This window comes from Pseudomonas brassicacearum, from assembly GCF_918698105.1.
Taxonomy (GTDB): Bacteria; Pseudomonadota; Gammaproteobacteria; order Pseudomonadales; family Pseudomonadaceae; genus Aquipseudomonas; species Aquipseudomonas brassicacearum_F.
This window is the reverse complement of record NZ_CAKKMI010000031.1, coordinates 22,991-42,393: the sequence shown is the minus strand read 5'-3', so window position 1 is coordinate 42,393 and position 19,403 is coordinate 22,991. Positions and strand designations below refer to the sequence as shown.

At 63.5% G+C, this 19,403-nt stretch carries 19 protein-coding genes; 5 read left to right on the top strand and 14 right to left on the bottom strand.

The features are described from left to right. Positions 1-596: 596 nt before the first annotated feature. The 8 genes from sctL to LQ215_RS14465 all read right to left on the bottom strand — a co-directional run bounded on the left by sctL (position 597) and on the right by LQ215_RS14465 (position 6,259). Positions 597-1,190: a type III secretion system stator protein SctL gene (gene sctL, locus LQ215_RS14500; protein ID WP_230150787.1), complete on the bottom strand. Its 594-nt coding sequence runs from the start codon at positions 1,188-1,190 to the stop codon at positions 597-599. Continuing rightward, the gene (locus LQ215_RS14495; RefSeq protein ID WP_230150784.1) at positions 1,168-1,758 is read right to left on the bottom strand and encodes a hypothetical protein; all 591 of its coding nucleotides are present in this window, start codon (positions 1,756-1,758) and stop codon (positions 1,168-1,170) included. The genes sctL and LQ215_RS14495 overlap by 23 nt, the downstream gene beginning before the upstream one ends. Continuing rightward, the gene (gene sctJ, locus LQ215_RS14490; protein WP_230150783.1) at positions 1,755-2,642 is read right to left on the bottom strand and encodes a type III secretion system inner membrane ring lipoprotein SctJ; all 888 of its coding nucleotides are present in this window, start codon (positions 2,640-2,642) and stop codon (positions 1,755-1,757) included. The genes LQ215_RS14495 and sctJ overlap by 4 nt, the downstream gene beginning before the upstream one ends. Positions 2,643-2,656: 14 nt before the next feature. Further along, a complete protein-coding gene (sctI, locus tag LQ215_RS14485; protein WP_230150782.1) occupies positions 2,657-3,031 on the bottom strand; it encodes a type III secretion system inner rod subunit SctI in 375 nt (124 codons plus the stop codon). Positions 3,032-3,083: 52 nt separating this feature from the next. Further along, positions 3,084-3,995: a harpin HrpZ family protein gene (locus LQ215_RS14480; protein WP_230150781.1), complete on the bottom strand. Its 912-nt coding sequence runs from the start codon at positions 3,993-3,995 to the stop codon at positions 3,084-3,086. 57 nt (positions 3,996-4,052) lie between these two features. Further along, positions 4,053-4,181 carry a hypothetical protein gene (locus LQ215_RS29595; RefSeq protein WP_356641742.1) on the bottom strand — a complete coding sequence of 43 codons (129 nt, stop codon included), beginning with the start codon at positions 4,179-4,181 and terminating at the stop codon, positions 4,053-4,055. A gap of 173 nt (positions 4,182-4,354) precedes the next feature. Continuing rightward, the gene (locus tag LQ215_RS14470) at positions 4,355-5,278 is read right to left on the bottom strand and encodes a sigma 54-interacting transcriptional regulator (RefSeq protein WP_230150780.1); all 924 of its coding nucleotides are present in this window, start codon (positions 5,276-5,278) and stop codon (positions 4,355-4,357) included. A 405-nt stretch (positions 5,279-5,683) separates the two neighbouring features. Further along, the gene (locus LQ215_RS14465) at positions 5,684-6,259 is read right to left on the bottom strand and encodes a DUF6436 domain-containing protein (protein ID WP_230150779.1); all 576 of its coding nucleotides are present in this window, start codon (positions 6,257-6,259) and stop codon (positions 5,684-5,686) included. Between the two features lie 108 nt (positions 6,260-6,367). On the opposite strand from LQ215_RS14465, the gene LQ215_RS14460 reads away from it, so the two are divergent. Beyond that, entirely contained in the window at positions 6,368-7,315 is a 948-nt protein-coding gene (locus tag LQ215_RS14460) for an alpha/beta hydrolase (RefSeq protein WP_230150777.1), read from the top strand. 96 nt (positions 7,316-7,411) lie between these two features. Here LQ215_RS14460 and LQ215_RS14455 read toward each other — a convergent pair whose 3' ends face one another. Then, the gene (locus LQ215_RS14455) at positions 7,412-8,155 is read right to left on the bottom strand and encodes a DUF2059 domain-containing protein (protein ID WP_230150775.1); all 744 of its coding nucleotides are present in this window, start codon (positions 8,153-8,155) and stop codon (positions 7,412-7,414) included. 140 nt (positions 8,156-8,295) lie between these two features. Here LQ215_RS14455 and LQ215_RS14450 point away from each other — a divergent pair, with 140 nt between their 5' ends. Then, complete coding sequence (locus tag LQ215_RS14450) at positions 8,296-8,928, top strand: 2OG-Fe(II) oxygenase (protein WP_230150773.1); 633 nt, start codon at positions 8,296-8,298, stop codon at positions 8,926-8,928. A 2-nt stretch (positions 8,929-8,930) separates the two neighbouring features. Further along, complete coding sequence (locus LQ215_RS14445; RefSeq protein ID WP_230150771.1) at positions 8,931-9,422, top strand: DUF523 domain-containing protein; 492 nt, start codon at positions 8,931-8,933, stop codon at positions 9,420-9,422. A 176-nt stretch (positions 9,423-9,598) separates the two neighbouring features. Here LQ215_RS14445 and LQ215_RS14440 read toward each other — a convergent pair whose 3' ends face one another. Then, complete coding sequence (locus LQ215_RS14440; RefSeq protein ID WP_230150769.1) at positions 9,599-10,972, bottom strand: GTPase/DUF3482 domain-containing protein; 1,374 nt, start codon at positions 10,970-10,972, stop codon at positions 9,599-9,601. Further along, entirely contained in the window at positions 10,965-12,332 is a 1,368-nt protein-coding gene (locus LQ215_RS14435; RefSeq protein ID WP_230150767.1) for a DUF2868 domain-containing protein, read from the bottom strand. The genes LQ215_RS14440 and LQ215_RS14435 overlap by 8 nt, the downstream gene beginning before the upstream one ends. An 86-nt stretch (positions 12,333-12,418) precedes the next feature. On the opposite strand from LQ215_RS14435, the gene LQ215_RS14430 reads away from it, so the two are divergent. Continuing rightward, a complete protein-coding gene (locus tag LQ215_RS14430) occupies positions 12,419-12,931 on the top strand; it encodes a dihydrofolate reductase (protein ID WP_230150764.1) in 513 nt (170 codons plus the stop codon). A gap of 119 nt (positions 12,932-13,050) precedes the next feature. On the opposite strand, the gene LQ215_RS14425 is transcribed toward LQ215_RS14430, so the two are convergent. After that, positions 13,051-14,442 (bottom strand): L-cystine transporter, encoded by a 1,392-nt coding sequence (locus tag LQ215_RS14425; protein ID WP_230150762.1) that lies wholly within the window; start codon positions 14,440-14,442, stop codon positions 13,051-13,053. Positions 14,443-14,684: 242 nt separating this feature from the next. Here LQ215_RS14425 and LQ215_RS14420 point away from each other — a divergent pair, with 242 nt between their 5' ends. Further along, positions 14,685-15,740 (top strand): haloacid dehalogenase-like hydrolase, encoded by a 1,056-nt coding sequence (locus LQ215_RS14420; protein WP_230150759.1) that lies wholly within the window; start codon positions 14,685-14,687, stop codon positions 15,738-15,740. A gap of 336 nt (positions 15,741-16,076) precedes the next feature. Here LQ215_RS14420 and ilvD read toward each other — a convergent pair whose 3' ends face one another. Continuing rightward, a complete protein-coding gene (gene ilvD / locus LQ215_RS14415) occupies positions 16,077-17,918 on the bottom strand; it encodes a dihydroxy-acid dehydratase (RefSeq protein ID WP_223472126.1) in 1,842 nt (613 codons plus the stop codon). A gap of 268 nt (positions 17,919-18,186) precedes the next feature. Then, positions 18,187-19,392 (bottom strand): MFS transporter, encoded by a 1,206-nt coding sequence (locus LQ215_RS14410; RefSeq protein ID WP_230150758.1) that lies wholly within the window; start codon positions 19,390-19,392, stop codon positions 18,187-18,189. Between the last annotated feature and the right edge of the window lie 11 nt (positions 19,393-19,403).

Here is a 19,403-nt window from a genome sequence, read left to right as displayed (position 1 = left end):
GGCTCGGTGTGCCCTCACTCCGGCATTGCTCCGTGGGCCCGCCGCGAAGGGCCATCCATGGCCCAGCGCGGCTAACCCGGCATCCATGCCGGGTTGCCCACTCCACAATGCCTGCGTTCGGCCATCGTGGTTAACGGGGCGCTGAGATCAACGTCCGTTCCGAGGCGGCCTAGTAGCCGACCTGGCTCTTGCGGCCGCACACCCATCAGACTTGTGTGAGCAGGGCCTGTGGGAGCAAAGCTTGCTCGCGAGGCGGCCTGACAGCCGACCTGGCTCTTGCGGCCATACACCCATCAGACTTGTGTGAGCAGGACCTGTGGGAGCAAAGCTTGCTCGCGAGGCGGCCTTATAGCCGACCTGGCTCTTGCGGCCGCACACCCATCAGACTTGTGTGAGCAGGGCCTGTGGGAGCAAAGCTTGCTCGCGAGGCGGCCTGACAGCCGACCTGGCTCTTGCGGCCGCACACCCATCAGACTTGTGTGCGCAGGGCCTGTGGGAGCAAAGCTTGCTCGCGAGGCGGCCTGACAGCCGACCTGGCTCTCCCGGTCGTACTTCGATCCATTTGTGGGAGCGAGCCTGCTCGCGAAAGCGGTGGGTCAGCTTGCGGTGATGTGTTGTGGTTCGGGCAGGCGCAGGGCTTCGACGGCGGTGGGCCAGTCGAGCAGGTAGGTGCCGCCTGGTGTTTCCAGCTTCAGTTGATGTCGTTCCATGTCGGCATCGACCATCGGTGTCCAGGGCCGTCGGCTGTCGGTGCCCAGGCTCTGGGTCAGGTTTGCCAGGTCTTCAGGATGACAGCGCAGGGTGGCGCTGATCGGGTCGTCCTGACGCGACGCCAGTTGGCGGACGAGTGCATCGATGCGTGCCTGCTCCGGGACCTCGTTCAGCAGCGTCCCCAGGGCCTCGTTGACCAAATGTGCAGCACTGGTCTCGATCCGCTCCCACATGGCTTGGCGCTGGGCCTCCCACGCGGCGAGCAGGGTTTCGGCCTTTTCCCAGAATTGCGCTTGAGCCTCGAGCACGGCTGCGTCCGCCTCTGCGCTGGCGCGTTCAAGCAGTTGCGCAGCCTGCGCCTGGGCCTGTTCGAGGACGACCTGTGCGCGGGCACAATCAACCAGGGTTTCGCGCGCGATGTAGGGCTGCGACAGGCCCTGGCCATCGGGGCGCAGTTCAAGCGAACGCCGAGCGAGCATCGTGTCTCTCCGTTTGGATAGGGGCCGAAGGTGCCAGGCTTTGCTCAGCTTTCCAGCAGGCGGACTGCCAAAGCGTGTTCAGTTTGGCGGCTGGCGGTTGAAGGGCGGGTGCCGACTCGATGGCGATGACTCTGTCGCGCGGGAACGCCAGGCGCGCGCGTTCCCAGGCCCGTTCGCCCAGCCAGGCGCGCAGCAGGGCGAGCGGATCCTGGTCTTGTTCGAGCCAGTGTCCCGGGCGCAGGGCTTTGGCGGTGCGCTCGCACCAGGCCCGGTCCTGCGCCGACAGTGCTTGTGTTGCCGTTAACGGTGCGCAAGTGCTCGCCACCAATTCGCAGGCAAGGACCAAGGTCCGGGGCGTGCCGCAGAACAGCGATTGCAGCGTCGGGCTGGGTGGTGGTGGCGTGCAGGGCGTCATACCAAAGCTGCGCGCAAGCGCGGCATGCTGCCCTCGGGCCAGGGCGTCTATCTGCGGCGCGGTCAGCAGGCCAAGCGCCGACGGATACCAGCCCCGGTCTGCTTCACGCCACGCGAGGTTCCACCAGCGAACCCATGCAAGCTCTGCCGTCATGCGGCGGTCCCGTTACTGTCGGGTTTGGTCCCCGGGTTTTTCACGGCGAACAGCCCAGGTGTCGCGCTGCCTTGGGGGGAGGCTGGTGTCCCGGCTGGTTTGGTAGGCTTGCGATCGAGCAATCGTGGCAGCACCAACACGCCGTTGCGCCACAGCCGATAGAGGCCATACAAGGCGCCCATCAGGATGGCGAGCAAGGTGATGCTTGCCGTCACGGTCACCGCCCGCCAATAGCCGATGTCGTCGGCCTGCATGAGGAAAGGGCCGAAATACGCCATCTTGCGCCGTTCCTGATACGGCGCGGCGGGAACGAATACCACCGATAGCTTGGCCGGGTTCTGAGCGGCGTCGGCCATGCCGGGAATCCCGCTGGCGACCAGGTTGCGCACGCGCGGGGTAATGCTGTCGGGGTCCAGGGCACGGGTGTGCTTGATAAACACCGAGGCCGATGCGGGCTGGACCGGCTCTCCCGGGGCCACCCGCTCCGGCAGGACCACATGGACCCGGGCGAGCACCACGCCGTCTATTTGTGAAAGCGTCGATTCGAGCTCCTGGGACAGCGCATAGATGTAGCGGGCACGCTCTTCCATCGGCGTGGAAATGACCCCTTCCTTGCGGAAGATCTCCCCCAGGCTGGAACGTGAGCGGCGCGGCAGGCCGGCGGCTTCGAGTACCTGGACGGCGCTGTTCATGTCGGCAGGCTCGACCAGCACGGTCAATCCGTCTTTGTCGACTCGCTTGCTCGCCTCCACGTTCTTGTTCGCCAGCTCGGCGATCACTTCGTTGGCATCCTGCTCGGAAAGATGGCTGTGCAGCGCCGTCCGTTCATCGCAACCGGTGAGCAGCAGGCACAGCAACAGTGTCGAGAACGCGCGCATGGACATGACCGGCCTTCCCTTTACTGAAGATTGGTGAGCTTCTCGATCGCCTGGGAGCCTTTGCTGACCACTTTCGCGGTCATCAGGCTTTCCAGGTGAAAGGACGACAACGACCGGTTCGACTGCAACATGTCCTGCGGGTCGGCGGTGCGGATAGCCTTGAGCATGTCCCGGTTGGCGCGATCATTCAGGCGCTGCAATTCGCCGGAGCGGCTCGACAACGAGTCTATGATGCGTGCCGCGACATTGTTTTCGCTGTTCGGGACGGGGGCTTTTTCGCGCATTTGTGCGTTGAACCAACTGACGTCGCTGGTCTGGGCGTCGGCCTGAGGCCTGGCGCTCGTTTTGGCGGACGTCGCGGCGAGGTTGCTGGGGTCGATGGCTTGAATGTCCACGGAATGTCTCCTGTTTCAAAGGTCGGTTCGAAAACTCAAAGGGCCGGCGCCTTCAGGCGCACATCAGCCTCAAGACGTTGCGAGCGCTGCCGGTGACGCTCAGGTGAAACTCGATTTCTTGCCGGTTGCGCCGGGCACGCTGACGCGGCGGGGCCGGCTGGCCGGCCAGGCGGGCGAGGGCGAAGTCCAGTTCTTCCAGGGCAAGCTGGAACAACCGGGTTTCGCGAGCATCCAGCGCTGTGCCGCGGGCTATGCGTTCGGTCCATGTCCACCGTTGTGCGTCGAGGGTTGCCGGTGGGGGATAGCGCGCCGGGTGTTGGTCCATGAATGCGGCGATCTCGAACAACAGGTCCTGGTCGTCTGGTTCGTACCGCGCCTGGCCGTCACCTTCGTCGATGTCCAGCAGCGTCAGCAGTTTCCTGCGGCCCAGGACCGCGATGATCTTGAGCAGCAGCGACAGGCTCGCGTCATGACGACTGCGCCGCGTGGCGTGATCGCCGTCCATCTCCCAGGCGCCGAACAGCGCGCCACAGAAGGGGTTGTTGGCATTGCCGAAATCACTTTGGCTGTCGACATCGTTGTCACCGATGGGCTGCCGGCGATGGGCAAACATCTGAGCCAGATCGTTGAACAGGTCTTCGTTGGAATAGGCATCATCGATGTCGACGTCGAGATTGGAACCGGTACCGCCGTTGATTTCCTCCAGGATGTCTTCCAGCACCAGGCGCAAAGGGTCGTCGGTCTCGGCGGCCAATCTATCCTGGGGGCTCGTCCAGCCGAACCGAGACTGTCCGCCCGTCGAACCGTGTTCGGCGCTCCACTGGACGAGCGACTCCCTCAGCCGGTCGCCGGCCCCGTGCAGCGCCAGGTGCAGGTCTGGCGGCGTCGATGCAGGGCGCCGCGTGGGTTCGTCTTGGGGCAGGTCTCTGAGAGCACGAAGGCTGTCTGGCAAGTCGATGTGCATAGGGCCTCCTCGCATCGCGCTTGAAGTTCCCCGCCGGAGCGGGGCTGGAGCGAGAGGTCAGAATCGTATGTTCTTCGACGCCTCCCCCATGGCGGTGATGGCCTTGGTGGCGGTGTCCATCGACCCTGCCGCGATGGCGTTCATGGTGTCGGCGACCAGTTTCTTCTGGTCGAATTCGGATTTCATGGTTGTCATCGCAGCCGAGGTCGCGTCCATCTGCTGCATGGCAGCCGTGGAAGCCGCGAGAGAAAGTCCACCAAAACTCATAGTCGTATCTCCGGGTTGTGGAAGGGCGAGACGATCGTGAACGTCTCGCTGGTTAAGTGGCGACCGTTGCGCAAACGGTTCCACCGATCCACTCAGCTCGTCGATATTTGCAGGCACTTCATCCGGTAATACAGCGTGCGCCGGGCGATACCCAATTCGGCGATGACCTTGTCGATGCAATGATGGTGGCGGCGCATGCAGTCCTCGATGAGGATTTTTTCGAACTGCTGCAGATGTTCTTTCAGCTTGAGCGTCGAGCTGCTGTGCTCCAGTTGCTCGGCACGGGGCAACGCCGGCAAGCCAAGCACATAGCGCTTGGCGGCCGATTGCAGCTCGCGGATGTTGCCAGGCCAGGCGTAGCCGATCAGTTGGCGTAGAAGCGCCGGCGACGGTGCGACGTAGGGCCGGTCAAGTGCCTGGGCCTCGCGGCGCACCAGCGACTGGAACAGCGGCACGATGCGCTCCTTGCGACTGCGCAGTGGGGGCAGCTTGAGGCTGATGATGTTCAGGCGAAAATAAAGGTCCCTGCGAAATTCACCACGTTCGACCATTTCTCCCAACGGGCATTGGGCGGAGGCGATCACTCGCATGTTCACTGGGATGTTCTGGGTCGAGCCCAGGCGCTGGACCGTCCTGGATTCCAGGACGCGTAGCAGCTTGGCTTGCAGGCCCAACGGCATGCTGTCGATTTCGTCCAGGTACAGCGTGCCGTTATGCGCGGCTTCGACGAACCCCGCGCGATTCTGGCTGGCCCCGGTAAACGCGCCGGTGTTGGCCCCGAAGAGCTGGCTCTCGGCGAGGGATTCGGGAATGGCGGCGCAGTTGATGGCAACGAATTTGCCGGAGCAGCCGGACATGCGATGGATCTTTTCTGCCAGCGTGTCTTTACCGGTCCCCGTCTCGCCACGCAGCAATACGTCGATCATGAGCGGAGCGACACATTGCACAAACGCCTCGAGGTTGAGGGCATCTTCATTAGAGGGATTGGAAAGTGCAGCGCATAGCAGCTTTTGCATCACTGACGATTCCATTTTTTGTTTGGTTTAGGAGGGTCGACAAGTAAAACGATGAAAAGGCGTGAATAACTTCCTCGATATATAGCGCCGCCGCGCAACCGCAGGGAAATCAACATCTGCTGTACGAGGTTTAGAGAAGAGATTAAAAAAAAGTTCACGAAGCGCTGACGGTTGTTAATCGATTCAGCTCAACGGTCAGACGGCCTCGAAAAGCGCTGCGCGACCCGTCTGGCGCGGGGGCGCAGGTAAAAATCGAGGCGTATCGGCCGTCCGCGCGGAAATTGGATCCGACAAACGGTTCAGCCGCTCGGCCCACTTTGAGCAAGGACTCTAGAAATAAACACGTGTTTTAACTTTGCGTAAGTGCAGTTAATGGCTGGCTAATACGCATCGTAGTGTTATGGGTCAATTGGAAGTCGACCACGGACAATAACAACCCACCGCCAGGGTATGGGTCGCGTTAACTTGTCGGTTAATACTCAACGCCTCGAGAATCGGTTCAATGAAGCTATTGCTCGAATTGCAGGTCAGGCCTTCACTGTAGGGGCCGAAGTACGCCAGTTTGCCGCTGCGATCCCAGATCGCCACGGCCGGGCTCGCAGGAATCTGGCTTGAACCGGGGAGCGCCGGTAGGATTTTCAAGTGGCTCAAGGTGGCCGGCAGCTGACCTTGGCTGCCGGCTTTTTGTACTGCATAAAACTCGACGCCTTGCGGCCCATATTTATCGACCAGCTCGGCAAGGTGTTGCTGGTTGCCGACGTTGCACGGGCACGCCGGGTCCCAGAAATGCACCAGGCGTATTGCGCCGGGGCCGGCCAGATCGGCAGGCAGGCGCAGCGGGTCGCCGGAAAACACCGCCGTGTGTTGGCTGAAGGCCCGCAGGAAACGGTCTTGGAACCAGTCGTAGGCCATCCACAATACGACGGCGCATCCGAGGGCGAGCAGGCTGGCGAGCAAGGTCGTGCGGTGGGACGGGCGCATGGAGTCGATCCTCTGAAGCCGCGTAGCTTGCCATGCCTGCCGCGACAGATGAATATCGCAGGCCTACAAAGTCTGTTTCGCGCGATGCGCTTATGCCTGGAAATCTTGATGCCTGCCACTTTCGACCCCGATCTCCTGCGTGCCAGCCTGCAACCGCTGGCCCAGTGGCAAGCCCTGTCCGAGCAAGCCCAGGCCTACCAGCGGTTCTATGGCCTGGACTTTCCCCAGCGCAGCGTGCGCAAGGGATTGGGGCGTTTCGAGGTGGGTGGGTATGAGCTGGTCAGCCAGGTCTGGTGGCCGGAAAAGGCCGTGGCGACCTTGTTTGTGTTCCACGGTTACTACGATCACATGGGGCTGTACCGGCACTTGATCGAATGGGCCCTGGAGCAGAAATTCGCAGTGATCGCCTGCGACCTGCCGGGCCACGGCCTGTCCAGTGGCGAGCGCGCCAGCATCGGGGATTTTGCCGAGTACCAGGCCACCTTGCAGGGCCTGTTGGCCGAGGCCGGGACGCTAGACCTGCCGCAACCCTGGCATCTGTGCGGGCAAAGCACCGGCGGGGCCATCGTCGTCGATCACGTGCTCAACCAGGGCGCGCAGAGCCCGGCCCAGGGCCAGGTCATCCTGCTGTCGCCCCTGGTGCGGCCGCGGGCCTGGGGCTGGTCACGCCTGAGTTATTACCTGCTCAAACCCTTCGTGAGGGGGATCGCCCGGCGTTTCAGCGAGAACTCCACCGACCCGGACTTCCTGCCATTCCTGCAAGCCGACCCGCTGCAACCCCTGCGCCTGCCCACCGCCTGGGTGGGCGCGTTGGGGCAATGGATCAAACGTATCGAAGCCGCCCCGAGCAGCCCGCGCCAGCCCTTGATCGTGCAGGGGCAGGCGGACATGACGGTGGATTGGGTGCACAACCTGCAAGTGCTGCGCAGCAAGTTCGATCGGCCGCAGGTGTTGATGTTGCCCGAGGGACGCCATCATTTGGCGAATGAGGCGCTGGCGATGCGGCAGGAGATGTTTGGTTTTCTGACGAAGCGGATGAGCCGGGTTCGGCGGTGACCGGGCTATTGCTATCGCGAGCAAGCTCGCTCCCACAGGGTATTGAGCAGCGAGATCCAATGTGGGAGCGAGCTTGCTCGCGATGGCGGCGCTGAACTACTGCCCGAGATCCTGCCCCACCGCCAACCCCGCCCGAATCGCCGCCAAAGCCGCTTGATAATAAGCCTGGCCCTCGCTCGATTCGGCGAAAGTGGCGAACTCTTCCAGCTCGGTATCCGTCAGGTCACGGTAGACGTACAGCAGCGTGTTGTTCAGGTCCGCGCCGATCTGTTCCATTAACCGCTGGCGCTGGCCGTTGAGCATGCCCTGGGCCTGGCCGGCGCCCAAGAGGCCCGGGATCATCGAACTCAGGCTGTCGGCCGCCACGCCGGCGATCGCGAGGCTGACTTCGGCGCCGGCCTCGCGGGCGGGCAGGGCCTGGGCCAGGTGGCCGATGATCAACAGGCGGTTGTCGCTGGCGGGCATCTTCGGCAGGCCCTTGGCGTTTTTCGCCAATTGATCACGCCGGGTCGCCAACAGCTCGGCCGCCACGACCTTGCGGCCCAGGGGCGACTGGAAAAAGCTCAGGGCCGGGTTCGGGTCAGGCAGATTCTTGCGCATCTGCGCCTCGGCCCGCTGGTCCATGGCCTGGGGGGCGAATCGTTGATTGCTGTTGTTCACCAGGGCCTGGAACACCGCCGGCGGCAGGCTGCTCTGATAGCGCTGCTGGGCGGCGCCCAAGGCGTCACTGAAATGCGCCCGCTGTTCCGGCCAGCCGGCGACCTTGTACAACTGGTCGTAGCTGTCTGCCCAGGCGGGCAAAACGCAGAACATCAACAGTGAGAAAAGCAAACGGCGCATAGGGACTCCTGTCAGCAGCCGACTATTCTCCGTGGGGTGCGGGGTCTTGTCGAGAATTCGTATCAAGTTCGTACGGCGGTGCTATTTGACGCAGCGAACCCGCTGCGTGGCGCTGTCGGTTTTGCAGGCACAGGCATACTATGCGCGCCATGCAAATACCTTCTGATCACCCGCTGCTGTTACGTATCGTCGACGACCTGGCCGAGCGCGGCTGGTCGCAGCAGAACCTGTTCCTGCCGGATGCGCTGACCCGCGCCCTGGCGGCCGAATGCCGCCAGCGGGCCGCCGAGGGCGAACTGGCCCCGGCAGCGGTCGGGCGCGGGCCGTTCTCGGAGATCCGCGAAGGGATCCGGGGTGATCACATCCAGTGGATCGAACCCGGCCAGGCGCAAGCCTGCGACCATTACCTGGCGCTGATGGACAGCCTGCGCGAGGCGATGAATCGCGGGTTGTTCCTGGGCCTGGAAGATTTCGAAAGTCACTTTGCCCTCTACCCACCCGGTGCGTTCTACCTCAGGCACGTCGACCGCTTCCGCGATGACGACCGACGCATGGTGTCGGCGGTGCTCTACCTCAATGACGACTGGTTGCCCGAACACGGCGGCCAGTTGCGCATGTACCTGGATGAAAGCCTCGAACAGGACGTGGTGCCCATCGGCGGTTGCCTGGTGGTGTTCCTGTCGGGGGACATTCCCCATGAAGTACTGCCGGCCACGCGCAATCGCTTGTCCTTGACCGGTTGGTTCCGCCGTCGCGGCAACGAGTTGTTCTGAAGATGGAAAAGATCCTGGTCAGTCGCTGCCTGCTCGGGCATCGCGTGCGTTACGACGGCGGTGCCAGCGGGCCGTTCGATCAACTTCAGCAGTGGCTCGACGAAGGCCGGATCGTGCCGCTGTGCCCGGAAGTCGCCGGCGGCTTGCCTACGCCTCGGGCGGCAGCGGAGATTCCAGGCGGGCAGGGCGGGCAAGTGCTCGACGGCAAGGCAGCGGTCATCACCACCGACGGCGAGGATGTGAGTGCGCAGTTCCTGTCAGGCGCGTATCAAGCGTTGGAGCGAGTACGTGAACACGGCATCCGCATCGCCGTGCTCAAGGCCAACAGCCCGTCGTGCGGCAACCTGCTGACCTATGACGGAACGTTCAGCGGGGTGAAGGTCAGCGGCGAAGGCGTGACGGCGGCGTTGCTCACGCGGCATGGCGTAAAGGTGTTCAGTGAACTGGAGTTGGCTGAAGCGGCGGCGGCCCTCAAGGCCTTGAACAACGAGTGATGGATTGCTTTTGTGGCGAGGGGATTTATCCCCGCTGGGCTGCGTAGCAGCCCCCAAGAGCCGCGCAGGTGATCTGATACACCGAGGTGTTTTATGTTGGGGTTGCTTCGCAACCCAGCGGGGATAAATCCCCTCGCCACAGGGGTTTGTGTACTTGGCACAAGGCTTTGTGTCGTTCAGAGCTGCTCGGCCAGTTGCTCAACCTGCTCCTGCCGCTCTGCCTGGCTCAAGCGCGGTTGAGTATTCAAGGATGACCATTGCGGATGCGCCCGCGCCTTGTTCAACGCTTCGGGCAGCTTGCCCTCGCGCCAGGTCTTGTCCTGGGGCGTGGCGATGCGGATGCTGTCCATCGCCGCATGGCCGCGCTGGTTGAGGGCTTGCAGCAGTTGGCGTTGGCGCAGGGCCAACAGGCGCAGCACGCTGTCGTCCACCGTCAATTCCCGTTGGCCCTTGAGCTTGCCCATCAACCGGTTGCCATAGCTGCGGGCGGTTTGCAGGGTGCCGCCGACAATGGCCCCGGCCAGGGCGGCGGCACCCAGGGTCAGGCCGCCCACCAGCAAATCGACGCCGGCCCCGGCCGCCGCGCCCGCCGCGATCCCGCCACCGACGCGCACGCCCAGTTGCTTGAGCGTCTCGGGGTTGAACAGGTCATCGCCCCAACGCCCGTCGAGCAGCGGCAGGTCGCTGGCGGCAGCGTCCTGGGGGCGGAAGGCGTAGAGCTTGAGCAGGGCCTCGACGCAACGCTGCTCGCGCTGACGCACGGCGGTGCGCAGTTCACTGATGGCCTCGCGTTCCAGTTCGCAATCGCTGGCGACGCTGCGTCGGCAGGCGGCGCAATCGATCAGCAGTTCGGCGATCAAGCGCGCCGCGCTCTGCTGGCGGGCCAGGCGTTGGGCCTGTTGGTCGGCGACCAGGCGTTCCAGTTGCCCACGGGCGCTTTCCAGCAACAGCGCAAGGCTCTCATACAGGCGTCGCTCGCCGTCCTCGGGCGGGGCGACGCTGTCAAACCGTACCAGGGCGTGCAGCCCCAATCGCGCCAGGGCTTCGCGCCAGTCGGGCTCGCGATGGTGGGCGCTACTGACGAAATTCAACACCGGCAGCAGCGGTTTGCCACAGCTGGCGAGCACTTCCAATTCATCGCGGTACTTGGCCAGCACCGGCTCCCGGGCATCGATTACATACAGCCCGGCATCGCTGGCGAGCAGTTGCCGCAGCACCTTGGCCTCCTGCTCGAAGCGTTGCCGCGCCTCGCTGCCCTCGAGGAAGCGGGCCAGGCGCGCCGGGCCATCCAGGCGTTCGCCAGGACGCTCCAGGCGCTCGAGGTAATCGAGCAGGGCGATGGCGTCCTCCAGGCCCGGCGTGTCGTACAGCTCCAGCAGCGCTTCGCCGTCCACCGACAGGCGCGCACCCTCGACATGCCGGGTGGTGCTCGGGCGATGGGACACCTCGCCGAAGCCGACGTCGCGGGTCAAGGTTCGCAGCAGCGAGGTCTTGCCCACGTTGGTGTGGCCGACCACCGCCAGCTTCAGCGGCTTCAAGGGCTCAGTCATGGCCGGTCTCCAGCCAGTTCAAGGGCATGCAGTCGGCGAAGGGCAACTGCAACTGTTGCAGTGCGGTGTGCCAGTCGCCCAGGCGCTCGGCGTCCAACGCTTCGCCGGGCGGCGCCTGCAACAGCCAGACGCGGGTGGCGCTGGCGCTGCGGGCCAGCTCGGCGATCAGCGCCAGGCTGCCGCGGTCCGGCGAACGGCGTGGGTCGCAGGCAATGGCCAGGCGTGCAGGGGGAAAGCGTGACAGTTGTTCCAGGAGTTTGTGGCGAGACTCGCGGCTGTCGAGAATACCGGCGCTTTTCACGGTCTCGGGCAGCTTGGGTGGCCAGGGTCGATTGTCCAACTCGATTGCCACCAGCAGCGCGCCGTCGCTGTCCATTGCACTGACAGCACTTTCGACTCGATGCAATTGCGCGGGGGCGGCGTCGTTGACGCCCAGTCGTTCGCTGCTGGGCATCAGCCGTTCACGCAATTGGGCGTAGCCCGGCAGGTTCAAGTCCAGGCGCAGGGTGGTGCGGCCGCGCCGCCAGCGCCACAGGCACAGCAGTGCCAGGCACAAGCGCGGCAACAGGCCATAGACCAGCAGCACGCCCACCAGCCAGGCGGCCCAGGCCTGGCGGGCGCTCTCGATGTTCAGGGCGCCGTCGCCACTGGCGCGGATCATTTCCACCGTTGGCACGCTGAAACCCAGCAGGGCGGGCAGCGCGCCGAGGGCCTGGGTCATGGCGACGAAGGTTTCGCCGCCGAGGAGGGTGGTTTCCCAGACGAAGCCATAGCGCCGGGTCGCCATCAGCAGCAGGACAATGACCAGCGCGCTGAGCATCGCCAACAGCCACAGGCCATTGACCAACACGCCGAGGGCCCAGCGACTGAGTTTGTGCCGTTGCAGCAACAGCAGCAGGGCCGGCGCCAGTTGGGCGGTCTTGGCGTCGCGGGCAAGTTTTTCGCTGAGCCACAACCACAGGCGCCCCAGCGTGGCACCTTGCTCGCCAGCGAAGATCAGGCCCAGGGCCCAGCCGATAAGCAGGATCAGGTTCAGCCCCAACAGACTGCCCAAGGCCCAGAACACATTGACCGGTGCCTGCCCGTCGCCGAGTGCGGCAAAGCCCAGGCCGGCGCCGCTGATGATGGCGAGCAGCGCCAATGCGAGCAGCGCCAGGCGCGCCCCTTGCAGCCAATGGCGCAGGGCTTGCGTGAGGCCATCGCGATCGGCCAGCCAGCGGGCGCGGTGGTGGATGCGGGTGGCTAAGTCGCCGCCTGCCGCACGGGCCAGGCGATTGGCTTCCTGGTCCTCGAGGGGGCCGGCGTGTTCTTCACGCAGGCGTATCGTCTCGGTCAACCAGAGGTTCTGCAGTGCTGTCACGGGTGCTTCCGTTGCTCGAATGAGGGTTGAGCATAACCGCTGTGATGCCTGTCGGGGTACGCCGGGCCTCTGGTATCCTCGCGGCCATGAACAAAACTCTCCCTTTAAGCCTGATCGCAGCCCTCGGTGAAAACCGTGTGATCGGCATCGACAACCGCATGCCCTGGCACCTGCCGGGGGATTTCAAATACTTCAAGGCCACCACCCTGGGCAAGCCGATCATCATGGGGCGCAAGACCTGGGATTCTCTCGGTCGACCGCTGCCGGGACGCCTGAACATCGTGGTCAGCCGCCAGTCGGGCCTGGTGCTGGAGGGCGCGGAAGTGTTCTCCACCCTGGAGGCTGCGGTGGCGCGTGCCGAGGCGTGGGCGCTGGAACAAGGCGTCGACGAGTTGATGCTGATCGGCGGCGCCCAACTGTACGCCCAGGCCCTGGAGCAGGCGGATCGGCTGTACCTGACCCGCGTGGCGCTGAGCCCGGAAGGGGATGCGTGGTTCCCGGCGTTTGAGGCGAGCCAGTGGACGCTGGTGTCGAACCAGCCGAACCCGGCCGAAGGGGACAAGCCGGCCTACAGCTTTGAGGTGTGGGAGAAGCGCTAAAAGCATCGCGAGCAAGCTCGCTCCCACATTGGGTTTTTGGTGAGCGCACTCTCTGCGATCACCGCCGGCCACTGTGGGAGCGAGCTTGCTCGCGATGGCGATTCAGCGGGTACATCCCATCAAGCGTGCACCAACGCCCCATGCTCCTCGGCATCGAGCAACGCCTTGTCAGTCTGCTGCATCACCTGGCTGGTAATCGCCCCGGCGGTGATCGAGCCGCTGACGTTCAACGCCGTACGGCCCATGTCGATCAGCGGTTCGACGGAAATCAGCAACGCCACCAGCGAGACCGGCAAGCCCATGGCCGGCAGCACGATCAGCGCGGCGAATGTCGCGCCGCCACCGACCCCGGCCACCCCGGCCGAACTCAACGTCACGATCGCCACCAGCGTCGCGATCCACAACGGATCCAGCGGGTTGATGCCCACGGTCGGCGCGACCATCACCGCCAGCATGGCCGGATAAAGGCCGGCACATCCGTTCTGGCCGATGGTGGCGCCGAACGAGGCGCTGAAGCTGGCAATCGCCCGCGGAATGCCGAGGCGGCTGGTCTGGGCTTCGATGCTCAACGGGATGGTGGCCGCGCTGGAGCGGCTGGTGAAGGCGAAGGTCAGCACCGGCCAGATCTTGCGGAAGAAGCGCAACGGGTTAATCCCGGCAGCGGACACCAGCAGGCCATGGACGACGAACATCAGGCCCAGCCCCAGGTACGACACCACGACAAAGCTGCCGAGCTTGATGATGTCCTGCAGGTTGGAACCGGCCACCACCTTGGTCATCAGCGCCAGCACACCGTACGGCGTCAACTTCATCACCAGGCGCACCAGGCGCGTCACCCAGCTTTGCAGGGTGTCGATGGCGTTGACCACTTTCTGGCCTTTCTCCACGTCGTCCTTGAGCAACTGCAACGCCGCGACCCCGAGGAACGCGGCGAAGATCACCACGCTGATGATCGACGTTGGCTTGGCCCGCGCCAGGTCGGCAAAGGGGTTCTGCGGGATGAATGAAAGTAGTAATTGCGGGATGTTCAGGTCGGCGACCTTGCCGGCGTAGTCGCTCTGGATCACTTGCAGGCGCGCCAGTTCCTGGGTGCCGGCCACCAGGCCCTCGGCGGTGAGGCCGAACAGGTTGGTCAGGCCGATGCCGATCAGCGCGGCGATGGCGGTGGTGAACAGCAGCGTGCCGATGGTCAGCACGCTGATCTTGCCCAGGGACGAGGCGTTATGCAGGCGGGCCACGGCGCTGAGGATCGAGGCGAAGACCAGCGGGATCACGATCATTTGCAGCAACTGCACGTAGCCGTTGCCCACCAGGTCGAACCAACCGATCGAGGCCTTGAGCACCGGGTTGCCGGCGCCGTAAATGGTGTGCAGGGCGAGACCGAACACCACGCCCAGCACCAGTGCCAGCAGCACTTTCCTGGCCAGGCTCCAGGTGCGGTGACGGGTTTGTGCCAGGCCGAACAGCAAGGCGAGGAACACCAGCAGGTTGAGGATCAGCGGCAGATTCATCAAAAAAGACTCCGATAAGACGTGCCAGTCGCCCGAAGCCGCGACTGTGAGCCGGGAAGCCTAACAGCCTGATAACTAATGATTTAATATTAAAAACGCATGAATATTGTCGTTTATGGAATAAGGCGGCGACGTTTATGGATATGTCGCTGGCGCTATCAAGACGCAAGCGGTCGCGGGCAGGCGAGGACTGTCACAAGCATTTGTTAGCGTCGGGTTCTTTGCACCTGGGAGAAATGCCGATGAAGCTCGCACCTCGTTTTCTCGCTATCGCCTTGAGCCTTGGCCTTGCCGGCCAAGCACTCGCCACCGATCTCAAACACTGGCCGGCGGAACAGGCCAAGGCTCTGGAGACGATGATCGCGGCCAACGCCAACAAGGGTAACTACGCGGTGTTCGACATGGACAACACCAGTTACCGCTACGATCTGGAAGAGTCGTTGCTGCCGTTCCTGGAGAACAAGGGCCTCATCACCCGGGAAACCCTGGACCCGTCCTTGAAGCTGATGCCGTTCAAGGACACCGCCGACCACAAGGAAAGCCTCTTCAGTTACTACTACCGCCTGTGCGAGATCGATGACATGGTCTGCTACCCGTGGGTGGCCCAGGTGTTTTCCGGCTTCACTCTCAAGGAACTCAAGGGCCACGTCGACGAGCTGATGGCGTCCGGCAAGCCAGTGCTGACCACCTATTACGATGGCGACAAGGTGGTCCAGTACAACGTCAACCCGCCGAAAGTCTTCACCGGCCAGGCCGAGCTGTACAACAAGTTGATGGAGAACGGCATCGAGGTCTATGTCATGACCGCCGCTTCCGAAGAGCTGGTGCGCATGGTCGCCTCCGATCCGAAGTACGGCTACAACCTCAAGCCGCAGAACGTGATCGGCGTGACCACCCTGCTCAAGGACCGCAAGACCGGCGAGCTGACCACCGCGCGCAAACAGATCACCGCCGGCAAATATGACGAGAAGGCCAACCTCGACCTGGAGTACACGCCTTACCTGTGGACCCCGGCGACCTGGATGGCCGGCAAGCATGCGGCGATCCTGACGTACATCGACGAATGGAAAAAACCGGTGCTGGTGGGCGGCGACACCCCCAGCAGCGATGGCTACATGCTGTTCCACGATGTGGACGTAGCCAAGGGCGGCATCCACCTGTGGGTCAACCGCAAGGACAAATACATGACCCAGATTAACGGCATGATGGCCAAGCACGCCGCGGCCCAGGCCAAGGAAGGATTGCCGGTGACGGCGGACAAGAACTGGGTGATCGTCAAGCCGGAAGATATCCAATAAGACCCACACCCCCCCTGTGGGAGCGAGCTTGCTCGCGATTGCGCTAGATCAGCAGTATTTTCATTAGCTGACACACCGCTATCGCGAGCAAGCTCGCTCCCACAGGGATACCAAGGAACCCTGTGGCGAGGGGATTTATCCCCGTTGGGCTGCGAAGCGGCCCCCACCAGGCAACTCGGTGTGCCAGGGAGATGAGTTCACTGCTTTAGGGCTGCTGCGCAGCCCAGCGGGGATAAATCCCCTCGCCACAAAAGATCACTTGGCTCCAAGGGGCCGAACAGGAGCCAAAAAAATGCCCCGCACTTGGCGGGGCATTTTTATGGGCGGTTGCAGCGCTTACAAGCCGTCAAGCATCGCCTTGTTACGCACCGCGCCCTTGTCGGCGCTGGTGGCGAGCAGGGCGTAGGCCTTGAGGGCCGTGGTGACTTTGCGCGGACGCACTTCCACCGGTTTCCAGCCCTTGTTGTCCTGTTCGACACGGCGTCCGGCCAGTTCTTCGTCGCTGATCAACAGGTTGATCGAGCGGTTCGGAATGTCGATCAGGACCTTGTCACCGTCCCGCACCAGGCCGATGGCGCCGCCAGCGGCTGCCTCCGGCGAAGCGTGGCCGATGGACAGGCCCGAGGTACCGCCGGAGAACCGGCCATCGGTCAGCAAGGCGCAGGCTTTGCCCAGGCCCTTGGACTTCAGGTAGGAGGTTGGGTAGAGCATTTCCTGCATGCCCGGGCCGCCTTTCGGGCCTTCGTAGCGAATGATCACGATGTCGCCGGCCTTCACTTCGTCAGCGAGGATGCCGCGCACCGCGCTGTCCTGGCTTTCGAAAATCTTCGCGTTGCCTTCGAACACATGGATCGACTCGTCGACGCCGGCGGTTTTCACCACGCAGCCATCCAGGGCGATGTTGCCGTACAGCACGGCCAGGCCACCTTCCTTGGAATACGCATGCTCGACGCTGCGGATGCAGCCGTTTTCACGGTCGTCGTCCAGGGTTTCCCAACGGGTCGACTGGCTGAACGCGGTTTGCGTCGGGATGCCCGCCGGGCCGGCCTTGAAGAAGTGATGCACGGCCTCGTCGGTGGTCTGGGTGATGTCCCACTTGGCGATGCCTTCGGCCATGGTCTTGCTGTGCACGGTCGGCAGGTCGGTGTGCAGCAGGCCGCCACGGGCCAGGGAGCCGAGGATGCTGAAGATCCCGCCGGCACGGTGCACGTCTTCCATGTGGTACTTCTGGATGTTCGGCGCGACCTTGCACAGTTGCGGTACGTGACGGGACAGGCGGTCGATGTCGCGCAGGTCGAAATCGATCTCGGCTTCCTGGGCCGCGGCCAGCAAGTGCAGGATGGTGTTGGTGGAACCGCCCATGGCGATGTCCAGGGTCATGGCGTTTTCGAACGCCTTGAAGTTGGCGATGTTGCGCGGCAACACCGACTCGTCGTTCTCACCGTAGTAGCGCTTGCACAGCTCGACGATGGTCCGCCCGGCCTGCAGGAACAGCTGTTCGCGATCGCTGTGGGTGGCCAGGGTCGAACCGTTGCCCGGCAGGGCCAGGCCCAGGGCTTCGGTCAGGCAGTTCATCGAGTTGGCGGTGAACATGCCGGAGCACGAACCGCAGGTCGGGCAGGCGCTGCGCTCGTACTCGGCAACCTTCTCGTCAGAGGCGCTGGAATCGGCGGCGATGACCATGGCGTCGACCAGGTCGAGGCCGTGGCTGGCGAGCTTGGTCTTGCCGGCTTCCATCGGGCCGCCGGAGACGAAGATCACCGGGATGTTCAGGCGCAGGGCGGCCATGAGCATGCCTGGGGTGATCTTGTCGCAGTTGGAAATGCACACGATGGCGTCGGCGCAGTGGGCGTTGACCATGTATTCGACGGAGTCGGCGATGATCTCGCGGCTCGGCAGCGAATACAGCATGCCGTCGTGGCCCATGGCGATGCCGTCGTCCACGGCGATGGTGTTGAATTCCTTGGCAACGCCGCCGGCGCGTTCGATTTCCCGGGCAACCAGCTGGCCGAGGTCCTTGAGGTGGACGTGGCCCGGTACGAACTGGGTGAAGGAGTTGGCAATGGCGATGATCGGCTTCTTGAAGTCGTCATCCTTCATCCCCGTGGCGCGCCACAAGGCACGGGCGCCGGCCATGTTGCGGCCATGGGTGGATGTTTTCGAGCGGTAATCAGGCATGGAGCACTCCGGGCGGCTAAACAGGTACTTATCAGGTATCAATGGGGAAGTGAGCTTCTGTCGACGTCTGGAACACCCGGGTTTGGCCGTGTGTCCGGAAGTGGCTGATGACTTTGCAGGATCACTGCGCGCCTCAGCATGAGCTCATAAACCCGCCGGGGATGAATGGCGATGAATGCCACGATTCTACACCGCTGGCGCCAGGATGAAATGACGCAAAGCGCTGATCGGGCGCCAATGTCGTGCGCGGGATGACGACTGGCAGGGTTCAGCCGGGCAACAACGCCTTGCCACGCTGCCGGACCAGGGCATTGAGGGCCAGCCCCAACAGGCTGAGCAGGACCAGGCAGAGGGCCAGGGTGACCTGCAAATCCAGCGGGGTAAGGCTGATCGCGGCGCTGGTCAACCCGCCGACGATGAAGATCAGCACACTACCGGCCGAGGCCGATGTGCCGGCTTGCTCGGGGAATAGATTCATGGCCCGGGTGTGGGCCGCCGCACGGGCAATGGTCGTCCCGGCGGTGCACACGATCATGGGCAGCAGCAGGGTGGTGACCGACAAGCCAAGGTGACTGGAGAGCCCCAACATCAGGATCCCCGCCGCGAGGATCAGGCCCAGGCCGGTGATGATTTGCGTCTGCGGGTCGATGCGATTGCTCAGCACGGTCGCCACCGCGCCCCCGCCGATGTAGGCCAAGCCATAGCCCAGCAGCGCCAGTGAAAAAGCCTCGGGCGAGAGGTGCAACTGGTCGATCAGGACCAGCGGTGAAATGACGATGAACGAGAAATGGCAGGAAAAAGCCAGCGCCGAGGTCAGCCAATAGGCCATGAAACTGAAGTCGCGGCAGACCTTCCGATAGGCGGCGATGAGATCCAGGCGCCTGGGTTGGCTGCCTGCCGCGCAACGTTGAAGTAAACGACTGGCGCCGATGAATGCACCGATTGCCAGGGCAATGAACACCAGGAAACTGCCTCGCCAGCCCATCCAGCTTTGCAGCCCGGTGCCGGCCAGGGGCGAAACAGAAATGAAAATCCCCCCGCAGGTGACCAGGAAAATCCGCAGTCGCTGCTGTTCCTGGCCAGTGAACAGGTCTTGGATCAGCGCCTGGGACAGCACGAAACAACCGCACCCCAAGGCCTGGACGACACGGAAGAAGAGAAAGGACCAGTAACTGTCGGCGAGTACGCAACCTGTTGCTCCAACCGCTGAAACGGCGATCCCGATCAACAGCAGGTTTTTTCGTCCCATAACGTCGGAAAGCGGACCGATCAGCAGTTGCGAAAGGGCGATGCCCACTGCGAACAGGCTGACAGACAGGGCAATGTCTGAGGATGGACGTTCAAACTGCGCGGACAGGGCGGGGAACGAGGGTAGCACGACGTCGATTGGAAAGACGCCGAGCAATGTCAGGGCCAGCAATAGGCCGACGGTGGCCGGTTTGCGGGCGGCCAGGTGGTTTTGCGGATCAGTCATGAGGCGTTCCA

Excerpts from the sequence above, each read along its gene's own strand:
- LQ215_RS14465 (WP_230150779.1), bottom strand. The coding sequence starts at position 6,259 with ATGCGCCCGTCCCACCGCACGACCTTGCTCGCCAGCCTGCTCGCCCTC.
- LQ215_RS29595 (WP_356641742.1), bottom strand. The coding sequence starts at position 4,181 with ATGAAATCCGAATTCGACCAGAAGAAACTGGTCGCCGACACCATGAAC.
- LQ215_RS14445 (WP_230150771.1), top strand. The coding sequence starts at position 8,931 with ATGGAAAAGATCCTGGTCAGTCGCTGCCTGCTCGGGCATCGCGTGCGT.
- LQ215_RS14495 (WP_230150784.1), bottom strand. The coding sequence starts at position 1,758 with ATGACGGCAGAGCTTGCATGGGTTCGCTGGTGGAACCTCGCGTGGCGT.
- LQ215_RS14470 (WP_230150780.1), bottom strand. The coding sequence starts at position 5,278 with ATGCAAAAGCTGCTATGCGCTGCACTTTCCAATCCCTCTAATGAAGAT.
- LQ215_RS14410 (WP_230150758.1), bottom strand. The coding sequence starts at position 19,392 with ATGACTGATCCGCAAAACCACCTGGCCGCCCGCAAACCGGCCACCGTC.
- LQ215_RS14425 (WP_230150762.1), bottom strand. The coding sequence starts at position 14,442 with ATGAATCTGCCGCTGATCCTCAACCTGCTGGTGTTCCTCGCCTTGCTG.
- LQ215_RS14450 (WP_230150773.1), top strand. The coding sequence starts at position 8,296 with ATGCGCGCCATGCAAATACCTTCTGATCACCCGCTGCTGTTACGTATC.
- sctJ (WP_230150783.1), bottom strand. The coding sequence starts at position 2,642 with ATGTCCATGCGCGCGTTCTCGACACTGTTGCTGTGCCTGCTGCTCACC.
- LQ215_RS14420 (WP_230150759.1), top strand. The coding sequence starts at position 14,685 with ATGAAGCTCGCACCTCGTTTTCTCGCTATCGCCTTGAGCCTTGGCCTT.
- LQ215_RS14480 (WP_230150781.1), bottom strand. The coding sequence starts at position 3,995 with ATGCACATCGACTTGCCAGACAGCCTTCGTGCTCTCAGAGACCTGCCC.
- sctL (WP_230150787.1), bottom strand. The coding sequence starts at position 1,190 with ATGCTCGCTCGGCGTTCGCTTGAACTGCGCCCCGATGGCCAGGGCCTG.
- LQ215_RS14460 (WP_230150777.1), top strand. The coding sequence starts at position 6,368 with ATGCCTGCCACTTTCGACCCCGATCTCCTGCGTGCCAGCCTGCAACCG.
- ilvD (WP_223472126.1), bottom strand. The coding sequence starts at position 17,918 with ATGCCTGATTACCGCTCGAAAACATCCACCCATGGCCGCAACATGGCC.
- LQ215_RS14455 (WP_230150775.1), bottom strand. The coding sequence starts at position 8,155 with ATGCGCCGTTTGCTTTTCTCACTGTTGATGTTCTGCGTTTTGCCCGCC.
- LQ215_RS14430 (WP_230150764.1), top strand. The coding sequence starts at position 12,419 with ATGAACAAAACTCTCCCTTTAAGCCTGATCGCAGCCCTCGGTGAAAAC.
- LQ215_RS14440 (WP_230150769.1), bottom strand. The coding sequence starts at position 10,972 with ATGACTGAGCCCTTGAAGCCGCTGAAGCTGGCGGTGGTCGGCCACACC.